This window comes from Paramagnetospirillum sp., from assembly GCF_058402745.1.
Genome location: NZ_JBZVFI010000015.1, coordinates 71,365 through 97,631, shown reverse-complemented (window position 1 = coordinate 97,631; position 26,267 = coordinate 71,365). Strand labels below are relative to the sequence as shown.

Annotated in this window: 25 protein-coding genes and 1 tRNA gene; 24 read left to right on the top strand and 2 right to left on the bottom strand. The window is 64.8% G+C overall.

Features of this window, described 5'->3' with window-relative positions; all coding sequences use genetic code 11:
- Nucleotides 1-22: 22 nt before the first annotated feature.
- Both trpE and ACV4UZ_RS12455 read right to left on the bottom strand, forming a co-directional pair.
- Nucleotides 23-1,543 (bottom strand): anthranilate synthase component I, encoded by a 1,521-nt coding sequence (gene trpE / locus ACV4UZ_RS12460; RefSeq protein ID WP_491601141.1) that lies wholly within the window; start codon nt 1,541-1,543, stop codon nt 23-25.
- Between the two features lie 10 nt (nt 1,544-1,553).
- Nucleotides 1,554-3,425, bottom strand: coding sequence for a peptidyl-prolyl cis-trans isomerase (locus ACV4UZ_RS12455; protein WP_491601140.1), 1,872 nt, complete (start codon nt 3,423-3,425; stop codon nt 1,554-1,556).
- A gap of 278 nt (nt 3,426-3,703) precedes the next feature.
- On the opposite strand from ACV4UZ_RS12455, the gene ACV4UZ_RS12450 reads away from it, so the two are divergent.
- The 24 genes from ACV4UZ_RS12450 to ACV4UZ_RS12335 all read left to right on the top strand — a co-directional run bounded on the left by ACV4UZ_RS12450 (nt 3,704) and on the right by ACV4UZ_RS12335 (nt 26,267).
- Nucleotides 3,704-4,105, top strand: a complete 402-nt coding sequence (locus tag ACV4UZ_RS12450) for a hypothetical protein (protein ID WP_491601139.1) — start codon at nt 3,704-3,706, stop codon at nt 4,103-4,105.
- Between the two features lie 25 nt (nt 4,106-4,130).
- Nucleotides 4,131-4,361, top strand: coding sequence for a sulfurtransferase TusA family protein (locus ACV4UZ_RS12445; protein WP_011384221.1), 231 nt, complete (start codon nt 4,131-4,133; stop codon nt 4,359-4,361).
- Nucleotides 4,362-4,465: 104 nt separating this feature from the next.
- Nucleotides 4,466-5,605, top strand: a complete 1,140-nt coding sequence (locus ACV4UZ_RS12440) for an NAD(P)/FAD-dependent oxidoreductase (protein ID WP_491601138.1) — start codon at nt 4,466-4,468, stop codon at nt 5,603-5,605.
- Nucleotides 5,606-5,615: 10 nt separating this feature from the next.
- Complete coding sequence (locus ACV4UZ_RS12435; RefSeq protein ID WP_491601137.1) at nt 5,616-6,161, top strand: helical membrane plugin domain-containing protein; 546 nt, start codon at nt 5,616-5,618, stop codon at nt 6,159-6,161.
- Nucleotides 6,162-6,311: 150 nt separating this feature from the next.
- Complete coding sequence (locus ACV4UZ_RS12430) at nt 6,312-7,211, top strand: hypothetical protein (protein WP_491601136.1); 900 nt, start codon at nt 6,312-6,314, stop codon at nt 7,209-7,211.
- Nucleotides 7,212-7,324: 113 nt separating this feature from the next.
- Nucleotides 7,325-8,080, top strand: coding sequence for a triose-phosphate isomerase (gene tpiA / locus ACV4UZ_RS12425; RefSeq protein ID WP_491601135.1), 756 nt, complete (start codon nt 7,325-7,327; stop codon nt 8,078-8,080).
- Between the two features lie 344 nt (nt 8,081-8,424).
- Nucleotides 8,425-8,760, top strand: a complete 336-nt coding sequence (gene secG / locus ACV4UZ_RS12420) for a preprotein translocase subunit SecG (protein ID WP_491601134.1) — start codon at nt 8,425-8,427, stop codon at nt 8,758-8,760.
- Between the two features lie 92 nt (nt 8,761-8,852).
- Entirely contained in the window at nt 8,853-10,478 is a 1,626-nt protein-coding gene (gene pyrG / locus ACV4UZ_RS12415) for a CTP synthase (RefSeq protein ID WP_491601133.1), read from the top strand.
- Between the two features lie 11 nt (nt 10,479-10,489).
- On the top strand, nt 10,490-11,338 hold the full coding sequence (gene kdsA, locus ACV4UZ_RS12410; RefSeq protein ID WP_491601132.1) for a 3-deoxy-8-phosphooctulonate synthase: 849 nt from the start codon (nt 10,490-10,492) through the stop codon (nt 11,336-11,338).
- A 27-nt stretch (nt 11,339-11,365) separates the two neighbouring features.
- A complete protein-coding gene (gene eno, locus ACV4UZ_RS12405) occupies nt 11,366-12,643 on the top strand; it encodes a phosphopyruvate hydratase (RefSeq protein WP_491601131.1) in 1,278 nt (425 codons plus the stop codon).
- Between the two features lie 680 nt (nt 12,644-13,323).
- Nucleotides 13,324-13,400 (top strand) — tRNA-Asp (locus ACV4UZ_RS12400).
- A 246-nt stretch (nt 13,401-13,646) separates the two neighbouring features.
- On the top strand, nt 13,647-14,012 hold the full coding sequence (locus tag ACV4UZ_RS12395; RefSeq protein WP_491601130.1) for an NADH-quinone oxidoreductase subunit A: 366 nt from the start codon (nt 13,647-13,649) through the stop codon (nt 14,010-14,012).
- Nucleotides 14,003-14,569, top strand: a complete 567-nt coding sequence (locus tag ACV4UZ_RS12390) for a NuoB/complex I 20 kDa subunit family protein (protein ID WP_068435425.1) — start codon at nt 14,003-14,005, stop codon at nt 14,567-14,569. The genes ACV4UZ_RS12395 and ACV4UZ_RS12390 overlap by 10 nt, the downstream gene beginning before the upstream one ends.
- Nucleotides 14,570-14,591: 22 nt before the next feature.
- The gene (locus ACV4UZ_RS12385) at nt 14,592-15,191 is read left to right on the top strand and encodes an NADH-quinone oxidoreductase subunit C (protein WP_491601129.1); all 600 of its coding nucleotides are present in this window, start codon (nt 14,592-14,594) and stop codon (nt 15,189-15,191) included.
- Nucleotide 15,192: 1 nt separating this feature from the next.
- Entirely contained in the window at nt 15,193-16,371 is a 1,179-nt protein-coding gene (locus ACV4UZ_RS12380) for an NADH-quinone oxidoreductase subunit D (protein ID WP_491601128.1), read from the top strand.
- Nucleotides 16,368-16,976 (top strand): NADH-quinone oxidoreductase subunit NuoE, encoded by a 609-nt coding sequence (nuoE, locus tag ACV4UZ_RS12375; RefSeq protein ID WP_491601127.1) that lies wholly within the window; start codon nt 16,368-16,370, stop codon nt 16,974-16,976. The genes ACV4UZ_RS12380 and nuoE overlap by 4 nt, the downstream gene beginning before the upstream one ends.
- Nucleotides 16,976-18,259, top strand: coding sequence for an NADH-quinone oxidoreductase subunit NuoF (nuoF, locus tag ACV4UZ_RS12370; RefSeq protein WP_491601126.1), 1,284 nt, complete (start codon nt 16,976-16,978; stop codon nt 18,257-18,259). The genes nuoE and nuoF overlap by 1 nt, the downstream gene beginning before the upstream one ends.
- Before the next feature lie 16 nt (nt 18,260-18,275).
- Nucleotides 18,276-20,348: an NADH-quinone oxidoreductase subunit NuoG gene (nuoG, locus tag ACV4UZ_RS12365; protein WP_491601125.1), complete on the top strand. Its 2,073-nt coding sequence runs from the start codon at nt 18,276-18,278 to the stop codon at nt 20,346-20,348.
- Complete coding sequence (nuoH, locus tag ACV4UZ_RS12360) at nt 20,341-21,366, top strand: NADH-quinone oxidoreductase subunit NuoH (protein ID WP_491601124.1); 1,026 nt, start codon at nt 20,341-20,343, stop codon at nt 21,364-21,366. Before nuoG ends, nuoH begins: the two co-directional genes overlap by 8 nt.
- 13 nt (nt 21,367-21,379) lie before the next feature.
- Nucleotides 21,380-21,868, top strand: coding sequence for an NADH-quinone oxidoreductase subunit NuoI (gene nuoI, locus ACV4UZ_RS12355; protein ID WP_068435409.1), 489 nt, complete (start codon nt 21,380-21,382; stop codon nt 21,866-21,868).
- 13 nt (nt 21,869-21,881) lie between these two features.
- The gene (locus ACV4UZ_RS12350; RefSeq protein ID WP_491601123.1) at nt 21,882-22,490 is read left to right on the top strand and encodes an NADH-quinone oxidoreductase subunit J; all 609 of its coding nucleotides are present in this window, start codon (nt 21,882-21,884) and stop codon (nt 22,488-22,490) included.
- Entirely contained in the window at nt 22,490-22,801 is a 312-nt protein-coding gene (gene nuoK, locus ACV4UZ_RS12345; protein WP_068435407.1) for an NADH-quinone oxidoreductase subunit NuoK, read from the top strand. Before ACV4UZ_RS12350 ends, nuoK begins: the two co-directional genes overlap by 1 nt.
- A gap of 4 nt (nt 22,802-22,805) precedes the next feature.
- Nucleotides 22,806-24,734: an NADH-quinone oxidoreductase subunit L gene (gene nuoL / locus ACV4UZ_RS12340; protein WP_491601122.1), complete on the top strand. Its 1,929-nt coding sequence runs from the start codon at nt 22,806-22,808 to the stop codon at nt 24,732-24,734.
- Between the two features lie 18 nt (nt 24,735-24,752).
- Complete coding sequence (locus ACV4UZ_RS12335) at nt 24,753-26,267, top strand: NADH-quinone oxidoreductase subunit M (protein WP_491601121.1); 1,515 nt, start codon at nt 24,753-24,755, stop codon at nt 26,265-26,267.

Below are 26,267 nucleotides of genomic sequence, written 5' to 3'. Positions count from 1 at the left end.
CGTGGTCTGGAAAAGGGGCGGCCTACTGCTTGACCAGGGTGTAGTCGATGGCGTCCTCGGCGGCGCGCACCAGGGCGCGGGCCTTGTTCATGCACTCCTCGTGCTCGGAGAGCGGCACCGAATCGGCGACGATGCCGGCACCGGCCTGGACGTACATGGTGCCGTCCTTGACCAGGGTGGTGCGGAGCGCGATGCAGGTGTCCATGTTGCCGTTGCCGTCGAAATAGCCGATGGCCCCGGCATAGAACGAGCGCCGCTCGGTCTCCAGCTCGTCGATGATCTCCATGGCCCGGATCTTGGGGGCGCCCGAGGTGGTGCCCGCCGGGAAGCCGGCCATCAGGGCGTCCATGGCGTCGCAGCCCTCGCGGATCTTGCCCTCGACGTTGGAGACGATGTGCATGACGTGGGAATAGTATTCCACCGCCATCTTCTTGGTGACCTCCACCGAGCCGATGGAGGCTACCCGGCCCACGTCGTTGCGGCCCAGATCCAGCAGCATCAGGTGCTCGGCCAGCTCCTTGGGATCGGCCAGCAGGTCGGCGGCCAGTTCCTCGTCCTCGGCGGGCGTCTTGCCCCGGCGGCGGGTGCCGGCGATGGGGCGGATGGTGACCTTTTGGTCGCGCAGGCGGACCAGGATTTCCGGGCTGGAGCCCACCAGCTGGAACTCGCCCAGGTCCAGGAAGAACAGGAACGGGCTGGGGTTGAGCCGGCGCAGCGAGCGGTACAGCGAGAAGGGCGGCAGCCGGAAGGGGACCGCCAGGCGCTGGGACAGCACCACCTGGAAGATGTCGCCGGCGGCGATGTATTCCTGGGCCTTCTCCACCATGCGGCAGTAATGCTCGGGCGACACGCTGGGTACCGGCACGGGCTGGTGCTCGTTCCGGGGGAAGCCGAGATAGGTGTGGGGCAGGGGGGATTCCAGGGATTCCACCACGTGCTCGAGCCGCTCCCAGGCCAGGTCCCAGGCCGCCTGGGCGTCCATGCCGGGACGCGGCCAGACCGGGGCCACGGCGGTCAGCGTGCCGTTGACGTTGTCGAACACCGCCATGATGGTGGGGCGCATGAAGATGCCGTCGGGCACCTGGATGGGGTCGGGATTGTTGTCGGGCAGCTTTTCGGCCAGCCGGACCATGTCGTAGCTCATATAGCCGATCAGGCCGGCCGACATGGGGGGCAGGTGGGGCGGCGTGTCGATGCCGCATTCGGCCACCAGGGCGCGCAAGCTGTCCAGGGCGCCCGACTTGGCCGCCACCGGGCAGGGCTGGTACGTCCCGGTCTTGGAGCGGGCGTTGCGGTTGATCCACGCCTGGTTGCCCACGCACTTCCACAACAGGTCGGGCTTCATGCCGAGGATGGAATAGCGTCCGCGCACCGCGCCGCCTTCCACCGATTCCAGCAGGAAGGCGTTGGGCTGGCCGCTGGCCAGCTTCAGGAAGGCGGAAACCGGCGTCTCCAGATCGGCCACCAGGACCCGCCAGACCACCTGGGGCCTGCCGCTGTCATAGGCTTCGGCGAAGGCGGAGAAGTCGGGCTGATGGCTCATGATGGGACGATTACTCTTCGCGGGTCAGCTGGGGACGATCGACCTTGACGCCGATGGAGGCGTTCAGCGCGGCGATGTACTGGTCGGCGATGTCGGTGGCCACCGCCTGCGACACCCGCTGGCGGGCCGCCTGGGTGACGGCGGGATTGGCGTTGACGTCGAAGGTCATCACGCTGGTCAGGCGGGCCACCAGGGTGCCGCCCTGGACGGGGGCCAGCGCGACGCCGCCCGGCTGGGCCTTGAACAGCTCGGCGATGACGCTGACCGGCAGGGTGGTGCCTTCACCCGGCTCGCGGACGAAGGGCTTGGAGGTCTCCAGCTTGGCTCCGGCCGACTGGGCCACCTGGGCGGCGCTCTCGCCGGCCTTGATGCGGTCGGCCAGCTTCTGGGCCTTGTCGCGGGCCTGTTCCTGCCGGCGTTCGGCCTGCCAGGTGGCGACCACCTCGGCCTTGATGTCGGCCAGGGGCTTGGGAGCCGGCGGGGTGACGCCATCGACGCGCAGCAGGAAATAGCCGTTGTTGGGCACTTCGGTCAGCGGGCTTTCGGTGCTCTGGTCGGTGTGGAAGGCCACGTCGAGGAACTGGTCCGACTTGGGCAGGTCGGCCACCGGCTTGCCGTTCAGGCCGCGTCCCTGGGCGTCGACCGCCGGAAAGGTGACGGTCTTGAGGTTGTGGCGCTTGGCCGCCTCCTCCAGGGTGGCGCCGCCGCCCAAGGCATCCTCAACCTTGTTGGCCAGTTCGGCCAGGCCGTCCATGGACTTTTCCTTGCGCAGGTCCTGCTCCAGCTGGGCCTTGACCTCGGCGAGAGTGCGGGTGCGGCCCGGCTGGACCTGGGTCACCTTGACCACGTGCCAGCCCAGCGCCGACTTGACCGGCTGGCCGGTGGCGCCGGCCGACAGCTTGAACACCGCCTCGGCCAGCCCCTCGGGCAGGTCGCCCTTTTCCACCGTGCCCAGATCGATGATCTCGGCATTGAGCGCCTTGGCCACGGCGGCGAGGTCCTTGCCCTGGGTCACCATGTCGGTGGCCTTGGCGGCGGACGAGGATTCGTCGAAGACGATCTGCGACACGGCGCGGCGCTCGGGCGTGGAGAACTCGTCCTGGCGCTGCTGATAGGCCTCCTGCACCATGGCCTCGTCGATGTCGATGCCGCCGGCCACGTCGGCGGGGCGCAGCAGCAGCACGGTCAGCGCCCGGTATTCCGGGGCCATGAAGCGGCTGACGTTGTCCTTGTAATAGGCTTCCAGATGGGCCGCGTCGGGGGCGGGGGGCAGCGGGGTGGACTCGTCCTTGATCACGAAGGTCTCGGCCACCCGGCGTTCCTCGCGCCAGGCCAGCAGCGGGTTGGTCAGCGCCGCCGGCGCGCCGATGCCGGCGGCGACGGTCTCCACCATCTGGTTGCGCACCAGGTTGGTGCGCTCGGTCTTCATGAATCCCTCCTCGGTGAAGCCGAGGCGGGAGAGGCGCGCGCGGAAGACGTCGCGGTCGAACTGGCCGGTGGGGCCCTTGAAGGCCGGATTGGAGGCCACCCAGCGCAGGATGGTCTCGTCGGTGGCGGCCAGCCCCAGGGCGCGCGCCGCCTCGTCGATCAGGGTTCGCGCGATCAGGGAATCGATGGTGCGGTCCAGCATCCCCATCTTGCGGGCGTCCTCGGGCGTCAGCTTGCCGCCGAACAGCGGCTGCAGGCGCTCGACCTCGCGCTTGAACTCGGCCATCACCTCGGCCGCCGACATGGAGGTCTTGCCGATCTCGATGGCCGGGCTGCGGCCGACGCCGCCGCGCACCACGTCGCCGGCGCCCCAGGCCACGAAGCTCAGGGCCAGCAGGGCGAACAGCAACCTGACGATCCAGGTCTTCGAGGCGGAGCGGAATACGTCGAGCATGGAATCGCCTGAGTCCGAAAATGATGGTGGGACGCGCCGAAAGTCCGGCCGTCCCGGGCAGCGCGCATAATAAGGAGGGGGCAGGGGGGCCGCAACATGGAAGTGGCGCACCGCATGCCGCTTCTCGCCTCGCGGCGGGCCGAGGCCGAAAGGCATATTCGATACGGAACCGGCGGAATGTTGTTGCGGAAAAACCCTGGAATCTGTGTATATAATAAAAACCGAAGGTAAGCCGGTTCTTATAAGCCGGCGCCAACCATAAGAATGCAGGGGAGCCGATGTCGTCCAAGCCGCTCTACATGATGCTGTGCTCCGGCGAGCACGAAAAGATTCAACTGGCCGCCATGGTGGCCTCGGTGGCCGCCGTCTCCGACCGGCCGGTCGAGGTGTTCGTCACCATGAACGCCGTCCTGGCCTTCGAGCGGGGCAAGAGCCCGGCGGAGCGTTACCAGGGAGGCCACTTCCACGAGATGTTCAAGACTCAGAACGTCCCCGACGCCATCGAGCTGTTCGGCCAGGGCAAGATGCTGGGCGAGATGAAGATGTGGGCCTGTTCCATGGTGCTCGACCTCAAGCACTGGGAGTGCGACAAGCACCTGACCGAGGACCTGTTCGACGGTCCCATGGGGCTGGCCAAGTTCCTCGCCGACGCCGAGTCGGGCGAGCTCATCACCATCTGACATCTCTTCAGGAAGGAACGACATCATGGCTGAACGCCAGAAGATCGACGCCCGCGGCGCCTTTTGCCCCGGGCCGCTGATGGAACTGATCGCCGCCCTCAAGCTGGCTTCCATCGGCGACGAGGTGGACGTGTGGTCGTCGGACAAGGGCTCCGCCTCGGACATTCCCGCCTGGTGCGCCAAGGTCGGCCACGCCGTGGTCGAGACCTCCGAGCACGACGGCTACTGGAGTGTCGTGGTTCGCAAGGCCAAATAGGCGTATCGTACCGAGAATAAGGACACCCAAAGGGTGCTGGAAGTGCCGCGAAGACGGCATGGGGGAATAATCAAAACACCAATACTCTCGTAGGGAGGGAGTTCATGTCGAAGACGATTCTGATCGTCGGCGGGGGGCTTGCGGGCACCATCGTCGCCAATGGCATCTGTCGTCAGATGGGTGCCGAACTGCGTTCCGGCGCGCTCAACATCACCATGCTGGGCACCAGCGAGACCCACATGTACCAGCCGGGTCTGCTGTACATCCCCTTCGGCCGCATGCGCGAGGCGGAGCTGTTCCGCGACCAGCGCAAGGTGCTGGACAAGCGGGTCAACTTCTTCGTCGATCCCGCCAAGAACATCGACGTGGAGAAGAATCAGGTCACCACCGAGGCGGGCCGCACCTTCAAGTACGATTACCTGGTGCTGGCCACCGGCTCGCGCATCATGCCGCAGACCATTCCCGGCATGGTGGAAGGCGGCCACTGGTTCTACGACCTGGACGGCGCCCGCAAGCTGCGCAAGGCGCTGAACGAGTTCCAGGGCGGCAAGATCGTGGTCAACGTCAACGCTCCCCACAAGTGCCCGGTGGCGCCGCTGGAAGTGGCGTTCATGCTGCACGACTTCCTCAAGGCCAAGGGCCTGTGGGACAAGACCGAGCTGACCTACACCTATCCCATCGGCCGCCTGCACGCGCTCGAGCCCGTGGCCCATTGGGCCAAGCCGGAATTCGAGAAGCTGGGCATCAAGTCCGAGACCTTCTTCAACACCGAAAGCGTCGATCCGGAAAAGAAGATCATCAAGTCCATGGAAGGCTCCGAGCTGCCCTACGACCTCTTGATCACCGTGCCGCCCCACCAGGGCGCCCAGGTCATCGACGAGTCCGGGCTGGGCAAGGGCGGCTGGGTGCCGACCAACACCAAGACCCTGCATCGCGAGGGCTCGACCAACGTCTTCGTGGTCGGCGACACCACCAACATCCCCATCTCCAAGGCCGGCTCCACCGCCCATTTCGAGGCCGACGTCACCATCGACAACCTGGTGTCGCTGTGCCAGGAGAATACCTTCGCCCGCGAATACGACGGCAAGGTGTTCTGCTTCGTCGAGACCGGTCTGGGCAGCGGCACCTATGTGTGGTTCAACTACACCACGCCGCCCAATCCCGGGCCGCCGTCGCAGATGATTCACTGGTTCAAGCTGGCCTATAACCGGCTCTACTGGCTGTCGGCCCGCGGCCTGCTCTAGGAGGGGCGCCATGAACGAGATCCCGAAGATCGAGGTGGATTCCGGCGCCGCCGAAATGGCCCGCCTGGCCCAGGGCGTGCGCGAGGCCCTGTCCGATTCCATGGTCGAACGCCTGACCAGCACCGCCGGCAACGCGCTGGAAGTGGTGGACAAGCTCAACGAACCCGACGTCAAGGAGGGGATCATCTCCCTGCTCGACGCCGTCGGCACACTCCAGCGCACCGGGGCGCTGCAGACGGTGATCGACGCTTTGTTCATGCTGCACGCCATGCGCTCGGCGGCCACTGATTCCATGGTGGACCGCGCCTTCTCCTTCATCGAGCACATGGCCAACAACCTGGGAACCGAGGACCTCGCCACCCTGGCCCACGAGGCCAAGGGCGCCATGGAGGACGCCATCGATTCCTGCAACATCCCCGGCGGCGGCGGCGGCCTGTTCGGCACCATCCGCATGCTGTCCCAGAAGGAGACCCAGGAAGCGCTGCGCTTCATGCTGTCCTTCTCGTGCTCGCTGAAGAAGCGCGCCGTCTACCTGGCCAAGAGCCCTCAGGTCTGAGCGCAAGGCGAGGCGACATTCCAGGGGCGGGGCCGGAAACGGCTCCGCCCTTTATTCTATGGGCGGCCGCCCCTTTTGCGTGTTAATATATTTTCAACCAATAAGATAATGGGATATTTTCCCTGGCGATATAATACTTGCAGATCAAGAGTGTGTGAGGAGGTGGGGTTGGCAAATAGAATAGAGAAGCTTCCACTAACTACATATGATATTCTGGGGTATTTTGTTCCTGGTTTGATCTCTGTCGTGTTGTCTCTGGTGTTTTTTCATGGGGTTGACGCTTTTGATGTCGGCATATCAGGTGGTGATACGTTGACATTATACCATGCTGCGGCGTTTATTGCTATTGTTGTATTTTCATATGTGTCTGGTCATGTTGTTGCTCTGGTTTCTGCAATAGCAATTGAGAGAATTGTTATTGTTGCGTATGGTTACCCATCTAATTTTTTGCTGAGGCGATATAATGCGTTGTCTGACTTTTCTGATAGTATAGGTGTGTTTTCAAATCTAAAGTCGGCAATATCATTTCGCGATAGATTTTTTAAGAGCATTATTCTTTTTGCGATATATGTATTATTCCTGCCGCATATTTTGCTGGCTATTGCTCTTGATTATTTTGGTTTTAGTAGGGCAATAATAAAGCCGTTGCCGGCGTTTGCGGTGTCAAAATTCTGCGAAAAATTTAAAAAAATATTTTCGGATGATCCTGTGACAGTTGAGTCTGAAGGGTGGTTTTTTATTGCGCAACACTTCATTATAACGGGTGGTGGTAGTGCTTCGTTAAGGATGTATAATTATTTGAATCTGTATGGGTTTTGTAGAAATATGTCTCTTGTATGTAATTTTGGGTTCTTGGTGTTTTTGTATTATTGTTGGCGCTACCCTGTGAGTAAGCATTATCTTCCGGCCGCATTGGTATTTTGTGCATTTAGTGTAATATTGTTCTTTGGATTTATAAAGTTCTATAGAAGATATAGCTCTGAGGTGATTATGGGGGTTGGCGTGTATGAGGCCTCGACCGATAAAAGTGAGAAGAGCCCGGCCGATTAGATAGTCCCATGTAAAGGGTGGCGGGCTGAGGTCCATCTTTCCCCTACATACCCGCCCATTCAGGTGGTATATGGCTGCGCAGCGTTTTCCGTCAGGCAAGGGGAGATTCCGCCATGACCACTCGTCGCAAGCTGATCGCCGGTAACTGGAAGATGAACGGGCTGAAGGCCGACGGTCTGGCGCTGGCCAAGGGCGTCGCCGAGAAGCTGGCGTCGGCGTCTCCCAATTGCGACATGCTGGTCTGCCCGCCCTTCACCCTGATCGCCCCGGTGGCCGATGCGGTGGCCGGCTCGAAGCTGGCGGTGGGCGGCCAGGATTGCCACGCCAAGACCTCGGGCGCGCACACGGGCGACACCTCGCCGGCCATGCTGGCCGATCTGGGCTGCAAATACGTCATCGTCGGTCATTCCGAGCGCCGCACCGACCATGCCGAGACCGACGCGGTGGTCAAGGCCAAGGCCCAGGCCGCCCTGGCCGCCGGTCTGGTCGCCATCGTCTGTATCGGCGAGACCCTGGCCCAGCGTGACGCGGGGCAGACCATCGAGGTCAACCGCTCGCAGCTGAACGGCTCGCTGCCCGAGGGCGCCACCGCCGCCAACACCGTCATCGCCTACGAGCCGGTGTGGGCCATCGGCACCGGCCGCGTCGCCACCCCCGCCCAGGCGCAGGAGGTGCATGCCGCCATCCGCGCCGAGCTGGTCAAGCTGGTGGGGGCGGACGAGGCAGGCAGGATGCGCATCCTCTACGGCGGCTCCATGAAGCCGGACAATGCCAAGGAACTGCTGGCCCTGCCCGACGTGGACGGCGGCCTGATCGGCGGCGCGGCGCTCAAGGTGGCCGATTTCTGGGCCATCGCCGAGAGCTGCTGATCTCATCGGTCCGAGGGAAACGGCTCTGGCCGTTTGACCACGAAGGCGCGAAGGCACGAAGAAACACGAAGAAGATATCCTTCCCCTTATCCTTCGCGCCTTCGCGCCTTCGTGGTGAACCTGGTGGTTGGGATATCGGGGCATCAGCCGTAGGGAGACCATCGGCAGTCGCCCAGGACGGCACGATGTGTGCGAAAGCTGAGGATAAGAGGTGCGGGGAAGGAACTTTGCACTAGCCTTCCTGCCTTTCGGAGGCTAAAAACGCCTGCAACAATTCCTTCGCGCCCGGGGCCGGTTCCGTTTGGGACCCGGCTGCGGGCGGCTAATTTTCCGGTGACTTATCCATGGACGTCTTTCCGATCATCCTCGTCATTCACCTGATCCTCGCCGTGGCGCTGGTGGGCGTGATCCTGCTGCAGCGGAGCGAGGGGGGCGCGCTCGGCATCGGCGGCGGAAGTGGCGGCGGGCTGATGACCGGCCGGGCGGCGGGCAACCTGCTGACGCGGACCACCGCCATCCTGGCGACCTCGTTCTTCGTCACCAGCCTGGTTCTGGCCCTGCTGGCCAATTCGCGCTCCGGGGGTGGTTCGCCGTTCGACAAGCTGAACGACGTTCCCGCCGCGGCGGCTCCCGCGGCGCCGGCCGAGCCTGCCGCGCCCAGCGCGCCGCTGTCGCGCTAGGGTCCTTCGCGGACCGAAATCAGAAGGGGGCGCCGCCCGGCCAACGGGCGTGGGCGGCGTTTGGGGAAACGAAAAGCGAGGGCGAAAGTCCGATGACCCGTTTCATCTTCATCACCGGCGGTGTGGTTTCCTCGCTCGGCAAGGGCCTGGCCTCGGCGGCGCTGGGGGCGCTGCTCCAGGCGCGCGGCTTCAAGGTCCGCCTGCGCAAGCTCGATCCCTATCTCAACGTCGATCCGGGCACCATGAGCCCCTATCAGCACGGCGAGGTCTACGTCACCGACGACGGGGCCGAGACCGACCTGGATCTGGGCCATTACGAGCGCTTCACCGGCGTGGCGTCGAGGAAGAGCGACAACATCACCACCGGGCGCATCTATTCCAACGTCATCGCCAAGGAGCGGCGCGGCGACTATCTGGGCGCCACCGTCCAGGTGATTCCCCACGTCACCGACGCCATCAAGGAATTCGTCAAGAGCGATCTCACCGACGAGGATTTCTGTCTGTGCGAGATCGGCGGCACGGTGGGCGACATCGAGAGCCTGCCGTTCCTGGAGGCCATCCGCCAGCTGGGCAACGAGCTGGGGGCCGAGCGCACCATGTTCGTGCACCTCACCCTGGTGCCCTACATCCCCTCGGCCGGCGAGTTGAAGACCAAGCCGACCCAGCACTCGGTCAAGGAGCTGCTGTCGGTGGGTATCCAGCCCGACATGCTGATGTGCCGCTGCGACCGCGAGATCCCCGAAGGCGACCGCCGCAAGATCGCCCTGTTCTGCAACGTGGCGCCCGACGCGGTGATTCCGGCTCTCGACGTGGACACCATCTATCAGGTGCCCATCGCCTACCACCAGCAGGGCATGGACGCCGTGGTCTGCCGCCACTTCAAGGTGGACGCGCCCCAGCCCGACCTCAAGCGCTGGTCGACCATCGTCGATCGCATCCGGCAGCCCGAGGGCGAGGTCACCATCGCCATCGTCGGCAAGTACATCAGCCTCTTGGACAGCTACAAGTCCCTGGCCGAGGCCCTGCACCACGGCGGCATCGCCAACAACGTGCGTGTCAACCTCAACTGGATCGACAGCCAGATCTTCGAGCAGGGCGACGTGGTCCAGCATCTGGAGCCCTGCCACGGCATCCTGGTGCCCGGCGGCTTCGGCGAGCGCGGCGCCTTCGGCAAGGTCGAGGCGGTGCGCTTCGCCCGCGAGCGCAAGGTGCCCTATTTCGGCATCTGTTTCGGCATGCAGATGGCGGTGATCGAATCGGCCCGCAATCTGGCCGGCTACAAGAACGCCAGCTCCACCGAGTTCGGCCCCTGCGACAATCCCGTGGTCGGCCTGATGACCGAGTGGATGAAGGGCAACATGCTGGAGAAGCGCGCCGAATCCGGCGATCTGGGCGGCACCATGCGCCTCGGCGCCTATGAATGCGACCTGAAGCAGGGCTCGCGGGTGCGCGAGATCTACGGCCAGGGCCGCATCTCCGAGCGCCACCGCCACCGCTACGAGGTCAATATGGGCTTCAAGGCCGATCTGGAGAAGACCGGCCTGTCGTTCTCGGGCCTGTCGCCCGACGGCCTGCTGCCCGAGATCGTCGAGATCCCCGACCATCCGTGGTTCGTCGGCGTGCAGTTCCATCCGGAACTCAAGTCCAAGCCCTTCGACCCGCACCCGCTGTTCACCAGCTTCATCGCCGCCGCCGTCCGCCAGTCCCGTCTCGTCTAGAGGCTTTCGTCATGACCCAGACCCGCCATCACGTTGCCGTCAATGATGTCATTCTCGGCAACGATCTGCCGTTGGTGCTGATCGCGGGCCCCTGTCAGATGGAAAGCCGCGACCACGCCCTGGAATGCGCCGAGGCGCTGAAGACCATCGCCGCCGAGGCGGGGATCGGCCTGATCTACAAGTCCTCCTTCGACAAGGCCAACCGCACCTCGCTGGCCGGCAAGCGCGGCATCGGCCTGGACAAGGCCATTCCCGTGTTCGCCGAGATCAAGGCCAGGTTCGGCCTGCCGGTGCTGACCGACGTCCATACCGAGGAACAGTGCGTCCAGGCCGCCAAGGTGGCCGACGTGCTGCAGATTCCCGCCTTCCTCTGCCGCCAGACCGACCTGCTGGTCGCCGCCGGGCGCACCGGCGCGGTGATCAACGTCAAGAAGGGCCAGTTCCTGGCGCCCTGGGACATGGCCAACGTCGCCGCCAAGATCGAAAGCACCGGCAATTCGCGCATCCTGCTGACCGAGCGCGGCGCCAGCTTCGGCTACAACACCCTGGTCACCGACATGCGCGGCCTGCCCATCATGGCGCGCACCGGCTGGCCGGTGATCATGGACGCCACCCACGCGGTGCAGGCCCCGGGCGGGCAGGGCAATTCCTCGGGCGGCGACCGCCGCTTCGCCCCCGTCCTGGCGCGGGCCGCCGTCGCCATCGGCATCGCCGGCGTCTTCGTGGAATGCCATCCCGATCCCGATCATGCGCCGTCCGACGGCCCCAACATGATCGCCATGAAGGACATGCCGGCGCTGATCGAGGTTCTGATGAAGCTCGACGCCACCGCCAAGTCGTTTCCCGTTTCCATAGACTGATCCCAGTCGTTCCAGGGGAGTTTACCGATGACCGCCATTATCGATATCCATGGCCGCGAGATTCTCGACTCGCGCGGCAATCCCACCGTCGAGGTCGACGTGGTGCTGGAAACCGGCGTGATCGGCCGCGCGGCCGTTCCGTCGGGGGCCTCCACCGGCGCCCACGAGGCGTGCGAGCTCAGGGACGGCGACAAGAAGCGCTATCTCGGCAAGGGCGTGCAGAAGGCCTGCGATTCGGTCAACGGCGAGATCTATGACGCCCTGTCGGGCATGGACGTCGAGGACCAGATCCTGCTCGACAAGACCATGATCGACCTGGACGGCACCCCCAACAAGTCCCGCCTGGGCGCCAACGCCATCCTGGGCGTGTCGCTGGCCGCCGCCAAGGCCGCCGCCGAGGAATCGGGCCTGCCGCTGTACCGCTATGTGGGCGGCGCCTTCGCCTCCACCCTGCCGGTGCCCATGATGAACATCATCAATGGCGGCGCGCACGCCGACAATCCCATCGACATCCAGGAATTCATGATCATGCCGGTGGGCGCCGGCTCGTGCTCCGAGGCCATCCGCATGGGCGCCGAGGTGTTCCACGCCCTGAAGAAGACCCTGAAGGACGCCGGCCACAACACCAATGTGGGCGACGAGGGCGGCTTCGCCCCCAATCTCAAGAGCGCCGAGATGGCTCTCGACTTCATCATGAAGTCCATCGAGACCGCCGGCTACAAGCCGGGCGACGACATCATGCTGGCGCTGGACTGCGCCTCCTCCGAGTTCTTCAAGGAGGGCAAGTACGTCATGGAAGGGGCGAAGAAGACCTTCGACCAGAAGGGCCTGGTCAAGTTCTACGCCAAGCTGGTGGCCAACTATCCCATCATCTCCATCGAGGACGGCTGCGCCGAGGACGACCTGGTGGGCTGGGAACTGCTGACCGACAGCCTGGGCGCCAAGTGCCAGCTGGTGGGCGACGACCTGTTCGTCACCAACCCCGAGCGCCTGTCCATGGGCATCGACAAGGGCCTGGCCAATTCCATCCTGGTCAAGGTCAACCAGATCGGCTCGCTGTCCGAGACCCTGGAAGCCGTCGACATGGCCCACAAGGCCGGCTACACCGCCGTGATGAGCCACCGTTCGGGCGAGACCGAGGATTCGACCATCGCCGATCTGGCGGTCGCCACCAATTGCGGCCAGATCAAGACCGGCTCGCTGTCGCGCTCGGACCGTATCGCCAAGTACAACCAGCTGATCCGCATCGAGGAACTGCTGGGCTCGGCGGCGCGCTACGCCGGCACCTCCATCATGCGGCGCTAACGATTGTTTGAGTTTGGTGGGATCGCTTTTCCGTTTCGTCACCCTCGGGCTTGACCCGAGGGGGGCCGGATTACTTCGGCCAGCACTGGTCTCTTGCCTTGCCCAGGCTTGGTTTGAGATGGCTCCACCGGAATGGGGATACGGAAAAAGCCTCTTCAACCACCAAGACACCAAGAGGACGGAGCTGATCGCCCCGCCCAACCTCACCGTCATGGCCGGGCATCGTCCCGGCCATCCACGCGGATCCGCTGGAATGCCTCATGAAACAATAGTCCCTGCGGATGGGCGTGGATGCCCGGAACAAGTCCGGGCACGACGCACCTGGAATGTCCTCTTGGTGTCCTTGGTGTCTTGGTGGTGAAAAAACCCGTCCGCCAGCACCCAGGCAATTGAACCGGACGGCAGTGGGCTTGACCCGTCGGCGTATACGCCGACCATGGATAGCCGGGTCAAGCCCGGCTATGACGGGGAGAGAGGGCATTTCCGCCTAAACCGGGCAGTTTATTTAGGACGAACGGGGAAGGGGGCCTGCGGGCCCCCTTTTTCATGGGCGGTGCCGGCCGGAATGCCTGTTTCCCGCCTCGGCGCAAGGGGCAAATTTCGCTGCAATGCGGCCTTGTTTGCTTGACAGCCCATGGGGGGTGGATTACACCACGCCTACCCACGCGGGTGGCTGCGGAGGGGGTGTAGCTCAGTTGGTCAGAGCGCCGGCCTGTCACGCCGGAGGTCGCGGGTTCGAGCCCCGTCACTCCCGCCATCCCGCCTGATACCGATCGCCGAGCGAGGGGCTGGTGCGGTCGCGGGCGGGATTGTCTGCGGTCTATTGGTATGTTGCAGGAGGGGGTACCCGTTCGGCGCGTTCGCTTGCAGTCGCTCATCCGTCCGATCCCAATAGGTCGATCTCTTCGCTTTGCAGCTATGGATTCCGGCCGGTGACGGGCGTGCGACGACACGAAACGCCGGGGCTTCCTCCGATCGGACACCTCTTGGTAGGGCAGGGACGATGGAAGCTTGGCTGCTCGAATATCTGCCGATCCTGATTTTCCTCGGTATCGCCATCGTCATTTCGGCGATCTGCGTCGGGGCATCGTGGGTCGTGGCGCGCCAGAAACCCGACACCGAAAAGGCCACGGCCTATGAATGCGGCTTCGACGCCTTCGGCGACGCCCGTTCCAAGTTCGAGGTCCGGTTCTACCTCGTCGCCATCCTGTTCATCATCTTCGACCTGGAAGTGGCCTTCCTGTTCCCGTGGGCGGTGGCCCTGGGCAAGATCGGCATGTTCGGCTTCTGGTCCATGATGGTGTTCCTGGGTGTTCTGACCATCGGCTTCATCTACGAATGGCGAAAGGGAGCCCTGGAATGGGAGTGACCCCGTCCACCGGCGGCATCATGTCGCCCGATCACGCGGCAGCGCTGCCTCCTGGCCCGGCCCAGGACGCGCTGCTGAAGGCCGTTACCACCGAGATTTCCGACAAGGGCTTCGTGCTGGCCAGCGTCGACGCGGTGGTCAACTGGGCCCGCACCGGCTCGCTGTGGCCCATGACCTTCGGTCTGGCCTGCTGCGCCGTGGAAATGATGCATGCCGGCTGTTCGCGCTATGACATGGACCGCTTCGGCGTCGTGTTCCGCCCCAGCCCGCGCCAGTCCGACCTGATGATCGTCGCCGGCACGCTGACCAACAAGATGGCTCCGGCGCTGCGCCGCGTCTACGACCAGATGGCCGAGCCGCGCTGGGTGATCTCCATGGGCTCGTGCGCCAATGGCGGCGGCTATTATCACTATTCCTACTCGGTGGTGCGCGGTTGCGACCGCATCGTGCCGGTGGACATCTATGTGCCGGGCTGCCCGCCCAGCGCCGAGGCGCTGATGTACGGCATCCTGCAGCTGCAGAAGAAGATCCGCCGCACCGGCTCCATCCTTAGGTAGCGCCGAAGAGGGAAACCCCAAGATGACGCAAGCGCTGAAGGATCTGGGTGAATACATCGCCCAAGCCCTGCCCCAGGATGTGCTGGGAACCGAGGTCAACCGCTGCGGCGAGCTGTCGCTCACCGTCAAGGCCGCCTCCATCGTCAAGGTCCTGAGCTTCCTCAAGGACGATTCCGGCTGTCTGTTCAAGCAGCTGGTGGACGTGTGCGGCGTGGACTGGCCGGGGCGCGAGCAGCGCTTCGACGTGGTCTACCACCTGCTGTCCATGAAGCATAACCAGCGGGTCCGCGTGAAGGTCGCCACCGACGAGGAGACCGCCGTGCCGTCGGTCACCGGCGTGTTCAGCTCGGCCGGCTGGTTCGAGCGCGAGGTGTGGGACATGTTCGGCGTGCTGTTCTCGGACCACCCCGATCTGCGCCGCATCCTCACCGATTACGGTTTCGAGGGCCATCCGCTGCGCAAGGACTTCCCGCTGACCGGCTATGTGGAGATGCGCTACGACGACGAGACCAAGCGCGTGGTCTACGAGCCGGTGAAGCTGACCCAGGATTTCCGCAGCTTTGACTTCCTGTCGCCCTGGGAAGGGCCGGGGATGCTGCCCGGCGATGAGAAGGCGAACTGACATGGCCGAATCCCAGATCCAGAGCTACACCATCAACTTCGGCCCGCAGCATCCGGCGGCGCACGGCGTGCTGCGCCTGATCCTCGAGATGTCGGGCGAGGTGGTCGACCGCGCCGATCCCCATGTGGGCCTGCTGCACCGTGGCACCGAGAAGCTGATCGAGCACAAGACCTACGTCCAGGCGACGCCCTATTTCGACCGTCTCGACTACGTGGGCACCATGAACCAGGAGCATGCCTTCGTGCTGGCCACGGAGAAGCTGCTGGGCATCGACATTCCCATCCGTGCCAAGTTCATCCGGACGCTGTACGATGAGATCGGCCGCATCCTGAACCATCTGCTCAACGTCACCGCCTTCATCTTCGACGTGGGCGGCATGACTCCGCTGCTCTACGGCTTCGAGGAGCGCGAGAAGCTGATGGAGTTCTACGAGCGTGTCTGCGGCGCCCGCCTGCATGCCAATTACTACCGTCCGGGCGGTGTCGCCGCCGATCTGCCGGCCGGCCTGCTGGAAGACATCGCCGAGTGGTGCGAGACCTTCCCCAAGGTCCTGGACGACATCGAGACCCTGGCCACCGACAACCGCATCTTCAAGCAGCGCGTGGTCGATATCGGCGTGGTCAGCCCGGAGCAGGCCCTGGACTGGGGCTTCACCGGCCCCAACCTGCGCGCGTCCGGCATCGCCTGGGACCTGCGCAAGGCCCAGCCCTACGACGTCTACGACCAGATGGAATTCGACATTCCGGTGGGCAAGAACGGCGACGGCTACGACCGCTATCTGGTCCGCGTGCTGGAAATGCGCGAATCGGTGAAGATCATGAAGCAGTGCATCGCCAAGATGCCCGGCGGTCCGGTCAAGGTCGAGGACAACAAGATCACGCCGCCCCGGCGGGCCGAGATGAAGACCTCGATGGAATCGCTGATCCATCACTTCAAGCTGTTCACCGAGGGCTTCCGCGTTCCGGCCGGCGAGGTGTACGCCGCCATCGAGGCGCCCAAGGGCGAATTCGCCGTCTATCTGGTCTCGGATGGCACCGGCAAGCCCTACCGCTGCAAGATCCGTCCGCCGGGATACGTTCACCTGCAGGCGCTGGACATGATGTCCAAGGGACACATGCTGGCCGACGTGGTGGCCAATATCGGCTCCATCGACATCGTTTTCGGCGAGATCGACCGATGAGCAATCATTCCTACGAACCGGAAAGCTTCGCTTTCACTCCCGAGTACCTGGAGAAGGCCAAGGCTTTCATCGCCAAGTACCCCGCCGGCCGCCAGCAGAGCGCGGTGATGCCGCTGCTCGATCTGGCCCAGCGCCAGGAAGGCTGGGTCAGCCGCGCCGCCATGGAAGTCATCGCCGAGATGCTGGACATGGCTCCCATCCGGGTGGAGGAGGTGGCGACCTTCTACACCATGTACAACCGGAAGCCCGTGGGTAAGTTCCACGTGCAGGTCTGCACCAATCTGCCGTGCATGCTGCGGGGCTCCGACGACGTGGTGGCCGCCGCCAAGGCTGCCCTGGGCGTGGATTTCGGCGACATGACCGGCGACGGGCTGTTCACCCTGTCCGAGGTGGAGTGCCTGGGGGCCTGCGTCAACGCGCCCATGATGCAGATCAACGACGATTACTACGAGGACCTGACGGCCGAGACCACCAAGGCGGTGCTCGAGGCCTTGAAGCGCGGCGAGACGCCGAAGCCCGGTCCCCAGAACGGTCGTCAGTTCTCGTGCCCGGCCGGTGGCCCCACCAGCCTGACCGAGTTGAAGTTCGAGGGGGGGAAGGCCTGATGCTGCGCGACTCCGATAGGATCTTCACCAATCTCTACGGCTTCCACGACTGGCGCCTGAAGGGCGCCATGTCCCGTGGCGACTGGGACGGCACCAAGGACATCCTGGCCAAGGGCCGCGACTGGATCATCGAGGAGATGAAGAATTCCGGTCTGCGTGGCCGTGGCGGCGCCGGTTTCCCCACCGGCGTGAAGTGGTCCTTCATGCCCAAGACCGAGGGGCCGCGCCCCCATTACCTCGTCATCAACGCCGACGAGGGCGAGCCCGGCACCTGCAAGGACCGCGAGATGATGCGCTTCGATCCGCATAAGCTGATCGAGGGCGCGCTGATCGCCTCCTTCGCCATCGGGGCGCATGCCGCCTACATCTACATCCGCGGCGAATTCGTCCGCGAGGCCGAGCACCTGAACATCGCCATCGACGAGGCGCGGGCCGCCGGTCTGATCGGCCCCAACGCCTGCGGGTCGGGCTGGGACTTCGAGTGCTACGTCCATCGCGGCGCCGGTGCCTATATCTGCGGCGAGGAATCGGCGCTGATCGAAAGCCTGGAGGGCAAGAAGGGCCAGCCGCGCCTGAAGCCGCCGTTCCCGGCCGGCGTGGGCCTCTACGGCTGCCCCACCACCGTCAACAACGTCGAATCCATCGCCGTGGCCCCGACCATCCTGCGGCGCGGCGCCTCGTGGTTCGCCGGCCTCGGCAAGCCCAACAACACCGGCACCAAGGTGTTCTGCATCTCCGGCCACGTGAACACGCCGTGCAACGTGGAAGAGGAGATGGGCATTCCGCTGAAGGAACTGATCGAGAAGCATGCCGGCGGCGTGCGGGGCGGCTGGGACAACCTGCTGGCCATCATTCCCGGCGGGTCCTCGGTCCCCATGCTGACCAAGAGCCAGTGCGAGGAAGTCACCATGGACTTCGACGCCCTGCGCGCCATGCGCTCGGGCCTGGGCACGGCGGCCGTGATGGTGATGGACAAGTCCACCGATCTGGTGCGCGCCATCCACCGCCTGTCGCGCTTCTACTGGCACGAGAGCTGCGGCCAATGCACGCCGTGCCGCGAGGGCACCGGCTGGATGAGCCGCATGATGGGCCGCATGGTGACCGGCGATGCCGAGATCGCCGAGATCGATCTGCTGGAGGAAATCTCCCGCCAGATCGAAGGCCACACCATCTGCGCCCTCGGCGACGCCGCCGCGTGGCCGATCCAGGGCCTGATCCGCGCCTTCCGTCCCGAGATGGAGCGCCGGATCCTGGAACGCCAAGCCAAGACCCAAGCGGCCTGAGAAGAGAGAAGCCCCAATGCCCAAACTGACCATTGACGGCAGGGAAATCGAAGTCGAGGCCGGGACGACCATCATCCAGGCCGCCGATCTGCTCGGCATCGAGATTCCCCGTTTCTGCTACCACGAGCGCCTGGCCATCGCCGGCAATTGCCGCATGTGCCTGGTGGAAGTGGAAAAGATGCCCAAGCCGGCGGCCTCCTGCGCCATGCCGGTGGGCGAAGGCATGGTGGTGAAGACCAACACCCCGGCGGTGCGCAAGGCGCGCCAGGGCGTGATGGAATTCCTGCTGCTCAACCATCCCCTGGACTGCCCCATCTGCGACCAGGGCGGCGAGTGCGACCTGCAGGACCAGGCCATGGCCTACGGTTCCGACAAGAACCGCTGCAAGGAAGGCAAGCGCGCCATTCCGGACAAGGATTACGGTCCGCTGGTCCAGACCATGATGACGCGGTGCATCCAGTGCACCCGCTGCGTCCGCTTCATCTCGGAAATCGCCGGCACCCCGGTGCTGGGCGGCCTGGGCCGTGGCGAGCATCTGGAGATCGGCCGCTACGTGGGCGCGGCGGTGTCCTCCGAACTGTCGGGCAACCTGATCGACCTGTGCCCGGTGGGGGCGCTGACCAACAAGCCGGCCAGCTACACCTACCGCGCCTGGGAACTGAAGAAGACCGAGAGCATCGACGCCATGGACGCGCTGGGCTCGGCCATCCGGGTCGATACCCGTGGCAACGAGGTCATCCGCATCCTGCCGCGCGTCGCCGAGGACGTGAACGAGGAATGGCTGTCCGACCGCTCGCGCTTCGCCTGCGACGGCCTGAAGCGCCAGCGCCTCGACAGGCCCTATGTGAAGAAGGACGGCAAGCTGGTCCCCGCCACCTGGAACGAGGCGTTCGCCGCCATCGCCGCCAAGGTGAAGGCCGCCGGCACCAAGATCGCCGCCATCGCCGGTGATCAGGCCGATGCCGAGACCATGGTGGCCTACAAGGATCTGCTGGCCGCGCTGGGCTCGCAGGCCATCGACTGCCGCCAGGACGGCGCCAAGCTGGATGCCTCGGTCCGCGCCTCGTACCTGTTCAACAGCACGGCGGCCGGCATCGAGGAGGCCGACGCCCTGCTGATCATCGGCTCCAATCCGCGCAAGGAGAACCCGGTCCTCAATGCCCGCATCCGCAAGCGCTGGCAGAAGGGCGGCTTCAAGGTGGCCCGCATCGGCCACAAGGGCGACCTGACCTACAAGTACGAGCACCTGGGCGACGACGCCTCCATCCTGAAGGCCATCGCCGAGGGCAGCCATCCCTTCTTCGAGGTGTTGAAGAACGCCAAGAAGCCGGCCCTGATCGTCGGGCAGGGGGCGCTGTCCCGCAAGGACGGCGCCGTGATCCTGGGCCTGGCCCGCAAGCTGGCCGACGCCGCCGGTCTGGTGCGTGACGGCTGGAACGGCTTCAACGTGCTGCACACCGCCGCCGCCCGCGTCGGCGGCCTGGACCTGGGCTTCGTGCCGGGCCAGGGCTGGCGCGACGTGGACCACATCGCCGACGGCGCCCACAAGGGTGACATCCAGGTGGTGTTCCTGATCGGCGCCGACGAGGTGGACATGAAGGGCCTGGGCGACGCCTTCGTGGTGTACCAGGGCTCCCACGGCGATGCCGGCGCTCATCGCGCCGACGTCATCCTGCCGGGCGCCGCCTACACCGAGAAGAGCGCCACCTTCGTCAACCTGGAAGGCCGCGCCCAACAGACCCGCCTCGCGGTGTTCCCGCCGGGCGAGGCCAAGGAAGACTGGCGCATCGTCCGCGCCCTGTCCGAGGTGCTGGGCAAGGCTCTGCCGTACGACAGCCTCAAGGCGGTGCGCGAGCGCCTCGCCAAGGCCAGCCCGGTGTTCGCCGCCCTGGGTTCCGTCACCCCCGCCGCCTGGGGCGCCGCGTTCGGCGCCGAGGGCAGCCTGGAGGGCGGCGCCCTGGTGAGCAACATCGACAACTTCTATCAGACCGACCCGATCAGCCGCGCCTCCAAGACCATGGCGGAATGCACGGCAGCCTTCGGCGGTGGTTGCAACCACAAGCACAAGAAGACGGGGACCCATGGTTGACCTTCTGACCGGGCTGCTGCCCCCCTTCGTGTGGCGTCTGCTGATCATCGTTCTGCAGATCGTCGCCATCGTCCTGCCGCTGTTGATCGCGGTGGCCTACCTCACCTACGCCGAGCGCAAGGTGATCGGCGCCATGCAGCTGCGCAAGGGCCCCAACGTGGTCGGCCCGCTGGGCCTGCTGCAGCCCATGGCCGACGGCCTGAAGCTGTTCGTCAAGGAGACGGTGCTGCCGACCTCGGCCAACCGCGCGGTGTTCGTCGGCGCGCCCATGCTGACCTTCTTCCTGGCGCTGGTGGCCTGGGCGGTGATCCCCTTCGACAAGGGCTGGGTGCTGGCCGACATCAATGTCGGCGTGCTGTACCTGTTCGCCATCTCCAGCTTGGGTGTCTACGGCATCATCATGGCGGGCTGGGCGTCCAACTCGAAATACGCCTTCCTGGGCGGCCTGCGCTCGGCGGCGCAGATGGTGTCCTATGAAGTCTCCATCGGCTTCATCCTGATCTCGGTGCTGCTGACCGTCGGTTCGCTGAACTTGAGCGACGTGGTGATGGCGCAGTCGAAGATGTGGTTCATCATCCCGCACTTCCCGCTGTTCATCCTGTTCATCATCTCGGGCCTGGCCGAAACCAACCGCGCCCCCTTCGACCTTCCCGAGGCGGAAGCCGAGCTGGTGGCCGGCTACAACGTCGAATACTCGGCCATGACCTTCGCCCTGTTCTTCCTGGGCGAGTACGCCAACATGCTGATGATGGGGGCGATGACCTCCATCCTGTTCCTGGGCGGCTGGATGGCGCCGTTCGGCCTCTCGTGGCTGCCCATCCCCGGCGTGCTGTGGTTCGTCATCAAGATCTGCCTGGTGATGTTCGTCTTCCTGTGGGTGCGTGCCACCTTCCCGCGCTATCGCTACGACCAGCTGATGCGCCTGGGCTGGAAGGTGTTCCTGCCGTTCTCGCTGTTCTGGCTGGTGCTGACCGCAAGCGTGCTGACCGCTTTCGGCTGGCTGCCGAACCAGGGTTAAGGAGAGAAAAGCGATGTCGTTCCTCGACCGCACCGCGCGCGCCTTTCTGCTGACCGAGCTCGTCCAGGGCTTGGCGCTGACGCTGCGCTACATGTTCAAGCCCAAGGTGACCATCAACTACCCCTATGAAAAGGGGCCGCTGTCGGTCCGCTTCCGGGGCGAGCACTGCCTGCGCCGTTATCCCAACGGCGAGGAGCGCTGCATCGCCTGCAAGCTGTGCGAGGCCATCTGCCCCGCCCAGGCGATCACCATCGAGGCCGAGCCCCGGCCCGACGGCTCGCGCCGGGCGCGCCGCTACGACCTCGACATGACCAAGTGCATCTATTGCGGCCTGTGCCAGGAGGCCTGCCCGGTGGACGCCATCGTCGAGGGTCCGAACTTCGAGTACGCCACCGAGACCCGGGCGGAACTCATGTACAACAAGTCCAAGTTGCTCGCCAACGGCGACCGCTGGGAGGCCGAGCTGGCCTACCGCATCGCCGCCGACGCGCCCTACCGGTGACGGGAGACCATCCATGTTCACGGCTCTGATCTTCTACATGTTCGCCGCCATCGCGGTGGCGAGCGGCGTGATGGTGATCTCATCGCGCAATCCGGTGCATTCGGTGCTCTGGCTGATCCTGGCGTTCTTCAACGCGGCGGGCCTGTTCCTGCTGCTGGGCGCCGAGTTCCTGGCCATGGTGCTGGTGGTGGTCTATGTGGGCGCCGTCGCGGTGCTGTTCCTGTTCGTCGTGATGATGCTCGACATCAACATGGTGGAGATGAAGGAAGGCTTCCTGCAGTACCTGCCCACCGGCGCGCTGATCGGCGTGGTGCTGCTGGTCGAACTGCTGGCCATGTTCGGCGGCTGGGCCTTCGCCCCCGACGTCGAGGCCATGGTCAAGGCGCCGACGCCCACCCTGGACCAGGCGTCCAACACGGTGGCGCTGGGCAAGCTGATCTACACCAACTACGTCTACCTGTTCCAGGCGTCGGGTCTGGTGCTGCTGGTCGCCATGATCGGCACCATCCTGCTGACCCACCGCAAGCGCGAAGGCGTCAGGAAGCAGGTCATCGCCGAACAGGTCGGCCGCTCGCGCGATTCCGTCGAGCTCAAGAAGGTCCAGTCGGGGAGGGGCATCTGATGCTCGAGATCGGTCTGTCCCACTACCTGACGGTGGCCGCCATCCTGTTCACGCTGGGCGTGATGGGCATCTTCCTCAACCGGAAGAACGTCATCATCATCATGATGTCCATCGAACTGATGCTGCTGGCCGTCAACATCAACATGGTGGCCTTCTCGTCCTATCTGAACGATCTGGTCGGCCAGGTGTTCGCCATGTTCATCCTGACCGTGGCCGCCGCCGAGGCCGCCATCGGCCTGGCCATCGTCGTCGTCTTCTTCCGTAACCGCGGCACCATCGCGGTGGAAGAAATCAGCCAGCTCAAGGGGTAAGCGGATGATCACTGCAACCGTATTCCTGCCGCTCCTTGGCGCCGTGGTGGCCGGCCTGTTCGGCCGCTTCATCGGCGACCGTGGCGCGCAGATCGTCACCTGCACCCTGCTGGTGGCCTCCGCCGTGATGGCCGGGCTGATCTTCCAGAAGGTCGCCATCGGCGGCGAGGCCCAGACCGTGGTGATCGCCGAGTGGATCCGGTCCGGCACCATGGCCGTCAACTGGTCGCTGAAGGTCGATACGCTCACCGCCGTGATGCTGATCGTCGTCACCTGGGTGTCGGCGGCCGTGCACATCTACTCGGTCGGCTACATGAGCCACGACCCCTCCATCTGGCGGTTCCAGAGCTATCTGTCGCTGTTCACCTTCGCCATGCTGATGCTGGTGACCTCGGACAACCTGGTGCAGATGTTCTTCGGCTGGGAAGGCGTCGGTGTCGCCTCCTACCTGCTGATCGGCTTCTGGTACGAGAAGCCCTCGGCCTCGGCCGCTGCCATCAAGGCCTTCGTGGTCAACCGCGTCGGCGATTTCGGCTTCGCGCTCGGCATCTTCGGCGTCTACGTGCTGTTCGGCTCGGTGGGCTTCGACGCCATCTTCGCCGCCGCCGCCGACAAGGCCAACGCCACCGTCAACTTCTTCGGCGTCGAGTGGCACGCCATCACCATCTGCTGCCTGCTGCTGTTCGTCGGCGCCATGGGCAAGTCGGCCCAGCTGGGCCTGCATACCTGGCTGCCCGACGCCATGGAAGGCCCGACCCCGGTCTCCGCCCTGATCCACGCCGCCACCATGGTGACCGCCGGCGTGTTCATGGTCGCCCGCATGAGCCCGCTGTTCGAGTTCTCGGACACCGCGCTCACCGTGGTGACGGTGATCGGCGCCGCCACCGCCATCTTCGCGGCGACGGTGGGCTGCGTGCAGAACGACATCAAGCGGGTGATCGCGTACTCCACCTGCTCGCAGCTGGGCTACATGTTCTTCGCCATCGGCGTGTCGGCCTACCAGGCCGCCATCTTCCACCTGATGACCCACGCCTTCTTCAAGGCCCTGCTGTTCCTGGGCGCCGGTTCGGTGATCCACGCCATGAGCGACGAGCAGGACATCCGCCGCATGGGCGGCATCTGGAAGCACGTCAAGGTCACCTGGGTGCTGATGTGGATCGGTTCCCTGGCGCTGGCCGGCATTCCGTTCTTCGCCGGCTACTACTCCAAGGACACCATCCTGGAGGCCGCCTGGGCGTCGCAGACCATCGCCGGCCAGGGCGCCTACTGGCTGGGCTGCACCGCCGCCTTCCTGACCGCCTTCTACTCCTGGCGTCTGCTGCTGCTGACCTTCCACGGCCGTCCGCGCGCCGACGAGCACGTCATGGCCCACGTCCATGAGAGCCCGGCGGTGATGCTGATCCCGCTGCTGTTCCTGGCCTGTGGCGCCCTGTTCGCCGGCTGGGCGGGCTACGAGATGTTCGTCGGTCACCATCAGGCGGATTTCTGGCGCTCGTCCATCCTGGTCACCGCCGCCCATCCCAGCCTTGAGAACGCCCATCACGTTCCCTCCTGGGTGGCCCTGCTGCCCACGGTGGTGGCGGTGTCGGGCATCGCGCTGGCCTATCTCTTCTATGTGTTCGCTCCGGGTCTGCCGGTGGCGCTGGCCAACGCCTTCCAGGGCGTCTACCAGTTCCTGCTGAACAAGTGGTATTTCGACGAGCTGTACGACTGGCTCTTCGTGAAGCCCGCCTTCAAGCTCGGCCGCGGTCTGTGGCAGGGTGGCGACGGCGCGCTGATCGACGGCGTCGGTCCGGACGGCGTGGCGGCGGCGACCCGCGCGGTGGCGGCCAAGGTGGCTCGCGCCCAGAGCGGCTACCTCTACCACTACGCCTACGCCATGCTGATCGGCGTGGCGGCGTTCGTCACCTGGTACATTTTCAACGCGCGCTGAGGACGAGGAAGACGCCCCATGAACGACTGGCCCCTTCTCTCGCTGACCACGTTCCTGCCCCTGGCCGGAGCGCTGTTCATCCTCACCATCCGCGGCGAAACCGAGGTGGTGGCGCGCAACGCCCGCAACGTGGCGCTGCTGACCTCCATCGCCACCTTCGTGGTGTCGCTGTTCATCCTGGCGAAGTTCAACGGCGCCTCGCCGGACTTCCAGCTGAAGGAGACCGCGCTGTGGTTCCCCGGAACCACCATCGCCTATTCCATGGGCGTTGACGGCATCTCGGTGTGGTTCGTGCTGCTCTCCACCTTCCTGACCCCCATCTGCATCCTGGCCGCCTTCGGCTCGGTGGAGAAGCGGGTCAAGGAATACATGGTGGCCTTCATGATCCTCGAGACCATGATGATCGGCATGTTCTGCGCGCTGGATCTGGTGCTGTTCTACATCTTCTTCGAGGCCGTCCTGATCCCGATGTTCATCATCATCGGCGTGTGGGGCGGGGCGCGCCGGGTGTACGCGGCGTTCAAGTTCTTCCTCTACACCCTGCTGGGCTCGGTGCTGATGCTGGTCGCCATGCTGGCCATGTATTTCGACGCCCACACCACCGACATCCCGTCGCTGATGGCCCACTCGTTCCCCTTCAAGATGCAGCTGTGGCTGTGGCTGGCCTTCTTCGCCTCCTTCGCGGTGAAGGTTCCCATGTGGCCGGTCCACACCTGGCTGCCCGACGCCCACGTGGAAGCGCCCACCGGCGGTTCGGTGATCCTGGCCGGCGTGCTGCTGAAGATGGGCGCCTACGGCTTCATCCGCTTCTCCATTCCCATGCTGCCGGACGCGTCGGTGTACTTCACGCCGCTGATCTACACGCTCTCCATCGTCGCGGTGATCTACACCTCGCTGGTGGCCCTGGTGCAGGACGACATGAAGAAGCTGATCGCCTATTCGTCGGTCGCCCACATGGGCTACGTCACCATCGGCATCTTCTCCATGACCACCCAGGGCGTGGAGGGTGCGCTCTACCAGATGCTGTCCCACGGCATCGTGTCGGGCGCGCTGTTCCTGTGCGTCGGCGTGATCTACGACCGCATGCACACCCGCGAGATCGCCCGCTACGGCGGCCTCGCCACCCGCATGCCCAAGTACGCGGCGGTGTTCATGCTGTTCACCATGGCCTCGGTGGGCCTGCCCGGCACCGCCGGCTTCGTCGGCGAGTTCCTGGTGCTGATGGGCGTGTTCCAGGTCAACACCTGGGTGGCGTTCTTCGCCGCCACCGGTCTGGTCCTGGGTGCCGCCTACATGCTGTACCTCTATCGCCGCGTGGTGTTCGGCCGGCTCACCCGCGAGGACCTGAAGGGCATCCTCGACATGAGCCCGCGCGAGATCGCGGTGTTCGCGCCGCTGGTGATCATGACCATCTGGATGGGTGTCGCTCCCGGCACCTTCCTCGAGCCGATGCATGCGTCGGTGACCAAGCTGATCTCCAATTACGAGCTTGCTCGGGCCGCCCATGACGGCCTGACGCTGGCTGCCCGCTGA

Bases quoted from the DNA above. Each gene is read 5' to 3' on its own strand.
- nuoF (WP_491601126.1), top strand. From the start codon at position 16,976: ATGCTGCGCGACTCCGATAGGATCTTCACCAATCTCTACGGCTTCCAC.
- ACV4UZ_RS12335 (WP_491601121.1), top strand. From the start codon at position 24,753: ATGAACGACTGGCCCCTTCTCTCGCTGACCACGTTCCTGCCCCTGGCC.
- secG (WP_491601134.1), top strand. From the start codon at position 8,425: ATGGACGTCTTTCCGATCATCCTCGTCATTCACCTGATCCTCGCCGTG.
- eno (WP_491601131.1), top strand. From the start codon at position 11,366: ATGACCGCCATTATCGATATCCATGGCCGCGAGATTCTCGACTCGCGC.
- tpiA (WP_491601135.1), top strand. From the start codon at position 7,325: ATGACCACTCGTCGCAAGCTGATCGCCGGTAACTGGAAGATGAACGGG.
- ACV4UZ_RS12440 (WP_491601138.1), top strand. From the start codon at position 4,466: ATGTCGAAGACGATTCTGATCGTCGGCGGGGGGCTTGCGGGCACCATC.
- nuoK (WP_068435407.1), top strand. From the start codon at position 22,490: ATGCTCGAGATCGGTCTGTCCCACTACCTGACGGTGGCCGCCATCCTG.
- nuoE (WP_491601127.1), top strand. From the start codon at position 16,368: ATGAGCAATCATTCCTACGAACCGGAAAGCTTCGCTTTCACTCCCGAG.
- nuoH (WP_491601124.1), top strand. From the start codon at position 20,341: ATGGTTGACCTTCTGACCGGGCTGCTGCCCCCCTTCGTGTGGCGTCTG.
- ACV4UZ_RS12390 (WP_068435425.1), top strand. From the start codon at position 14,003: ATGGGAGTGACCCCGTCCACCGGCGGCATCATGTCGCCCGATCACGCG.
- trpE (WP_491601141.1), bottom strand. From the start codon at position 1,543: ATGAGCCATCAGCCCGACTTCTCCGCCTTCGCCGAAGCCTATGACAGC.
- ACV4UZ_RS12385 (WP_491601129.1), top strand. From the start codon at position 14,592: ATGACGCAAGCGCTGAAGGATCTGGGTGAATACATCGCCCAAGCCCTG.
- ACV4UZ_RS12445 (WP_011384221.1), top strand. From the start codon at position 4,131: ATGGCTGAACGCCAGAAGATCGACGCCCGCGGCGCCTTTTGCCCCGGG.
- ACV4UZ_RS12450 (WP_491601139.1), top strand. From the start codon at position 3,704: ATGTCGTCCAAGCCGCTCTACATGATGCTGTGCTCCGGCGAGCACGAA.
- ACV4UZ_RS12350 (WP_491601123.1), top strand. From the start codon at position 21,882: ATGTTCACGGCTCTGATCTTCTACATGTTCGCCGCCATCGCGGTGGCG.
- kdsA (WP_491601132.1), top strand. From the start codon at position 10,490: ATGACCCAGACCCGCCATCACGTTGCCGTCAATGATGTCATTCTCGGC.
- nuoL (WP_491601122.1), top strand. From the start codon at position 22,806: ATGATCACTGCAACCGTATTCCTGCCGCTCCTTGGCGCCGTGGTGGCC.
- ACV4UZ_RS12395 (WP_491601130.1), top strand. From the start codon at position 13,647: ATGGAAGCTTGGCTGCTCGAATATCTGCCGATCCTGATTTTCCTCGGT.
- pyrG (WP_491601133.1), top strand. From the start codon at position 8,853: ATGACCCGTTTCATCTTCATCACCGGCGGTGTGGTTTCCTCGCTCGGC.
- ACV4UZ_RS12435 (WP_491601137.1), top strand. From the start codon at position 5,616: ATGAACGAGATCCCGAAGATCGAGGTGGATTCCGGCGCCGCCGAAATG.
- ACV4UZ_RS12380 (WP_491601128.1), top strand. From the start codon at position 15,193: ATGGCCGAATCCCAGATCCAGAGCTACACCATCAACTTCGGCCCGCAG.
- ACV4UZ_RS12455 (WP_491601140.1), bottom strand. From the start codon at position 3,425: ATGCTCGACGTATTCCGCTCCGCCTCGAAGACCTGGATCGTCAGGTTG.
- nuoI (WP_068435409.1), top strand. From the start codon at position 21,380: ATGTCGTTCCTCGACCGCACCGCGCGCGCCTTTCTGCTGACCGAGCTC.
- nuoG (WP_491601125.1), top strand. From the start codon at position 18,276: ATGCCCAAACTGACCATTGACGGCAGGGAAATCGAAGTCGAGGCCGGG.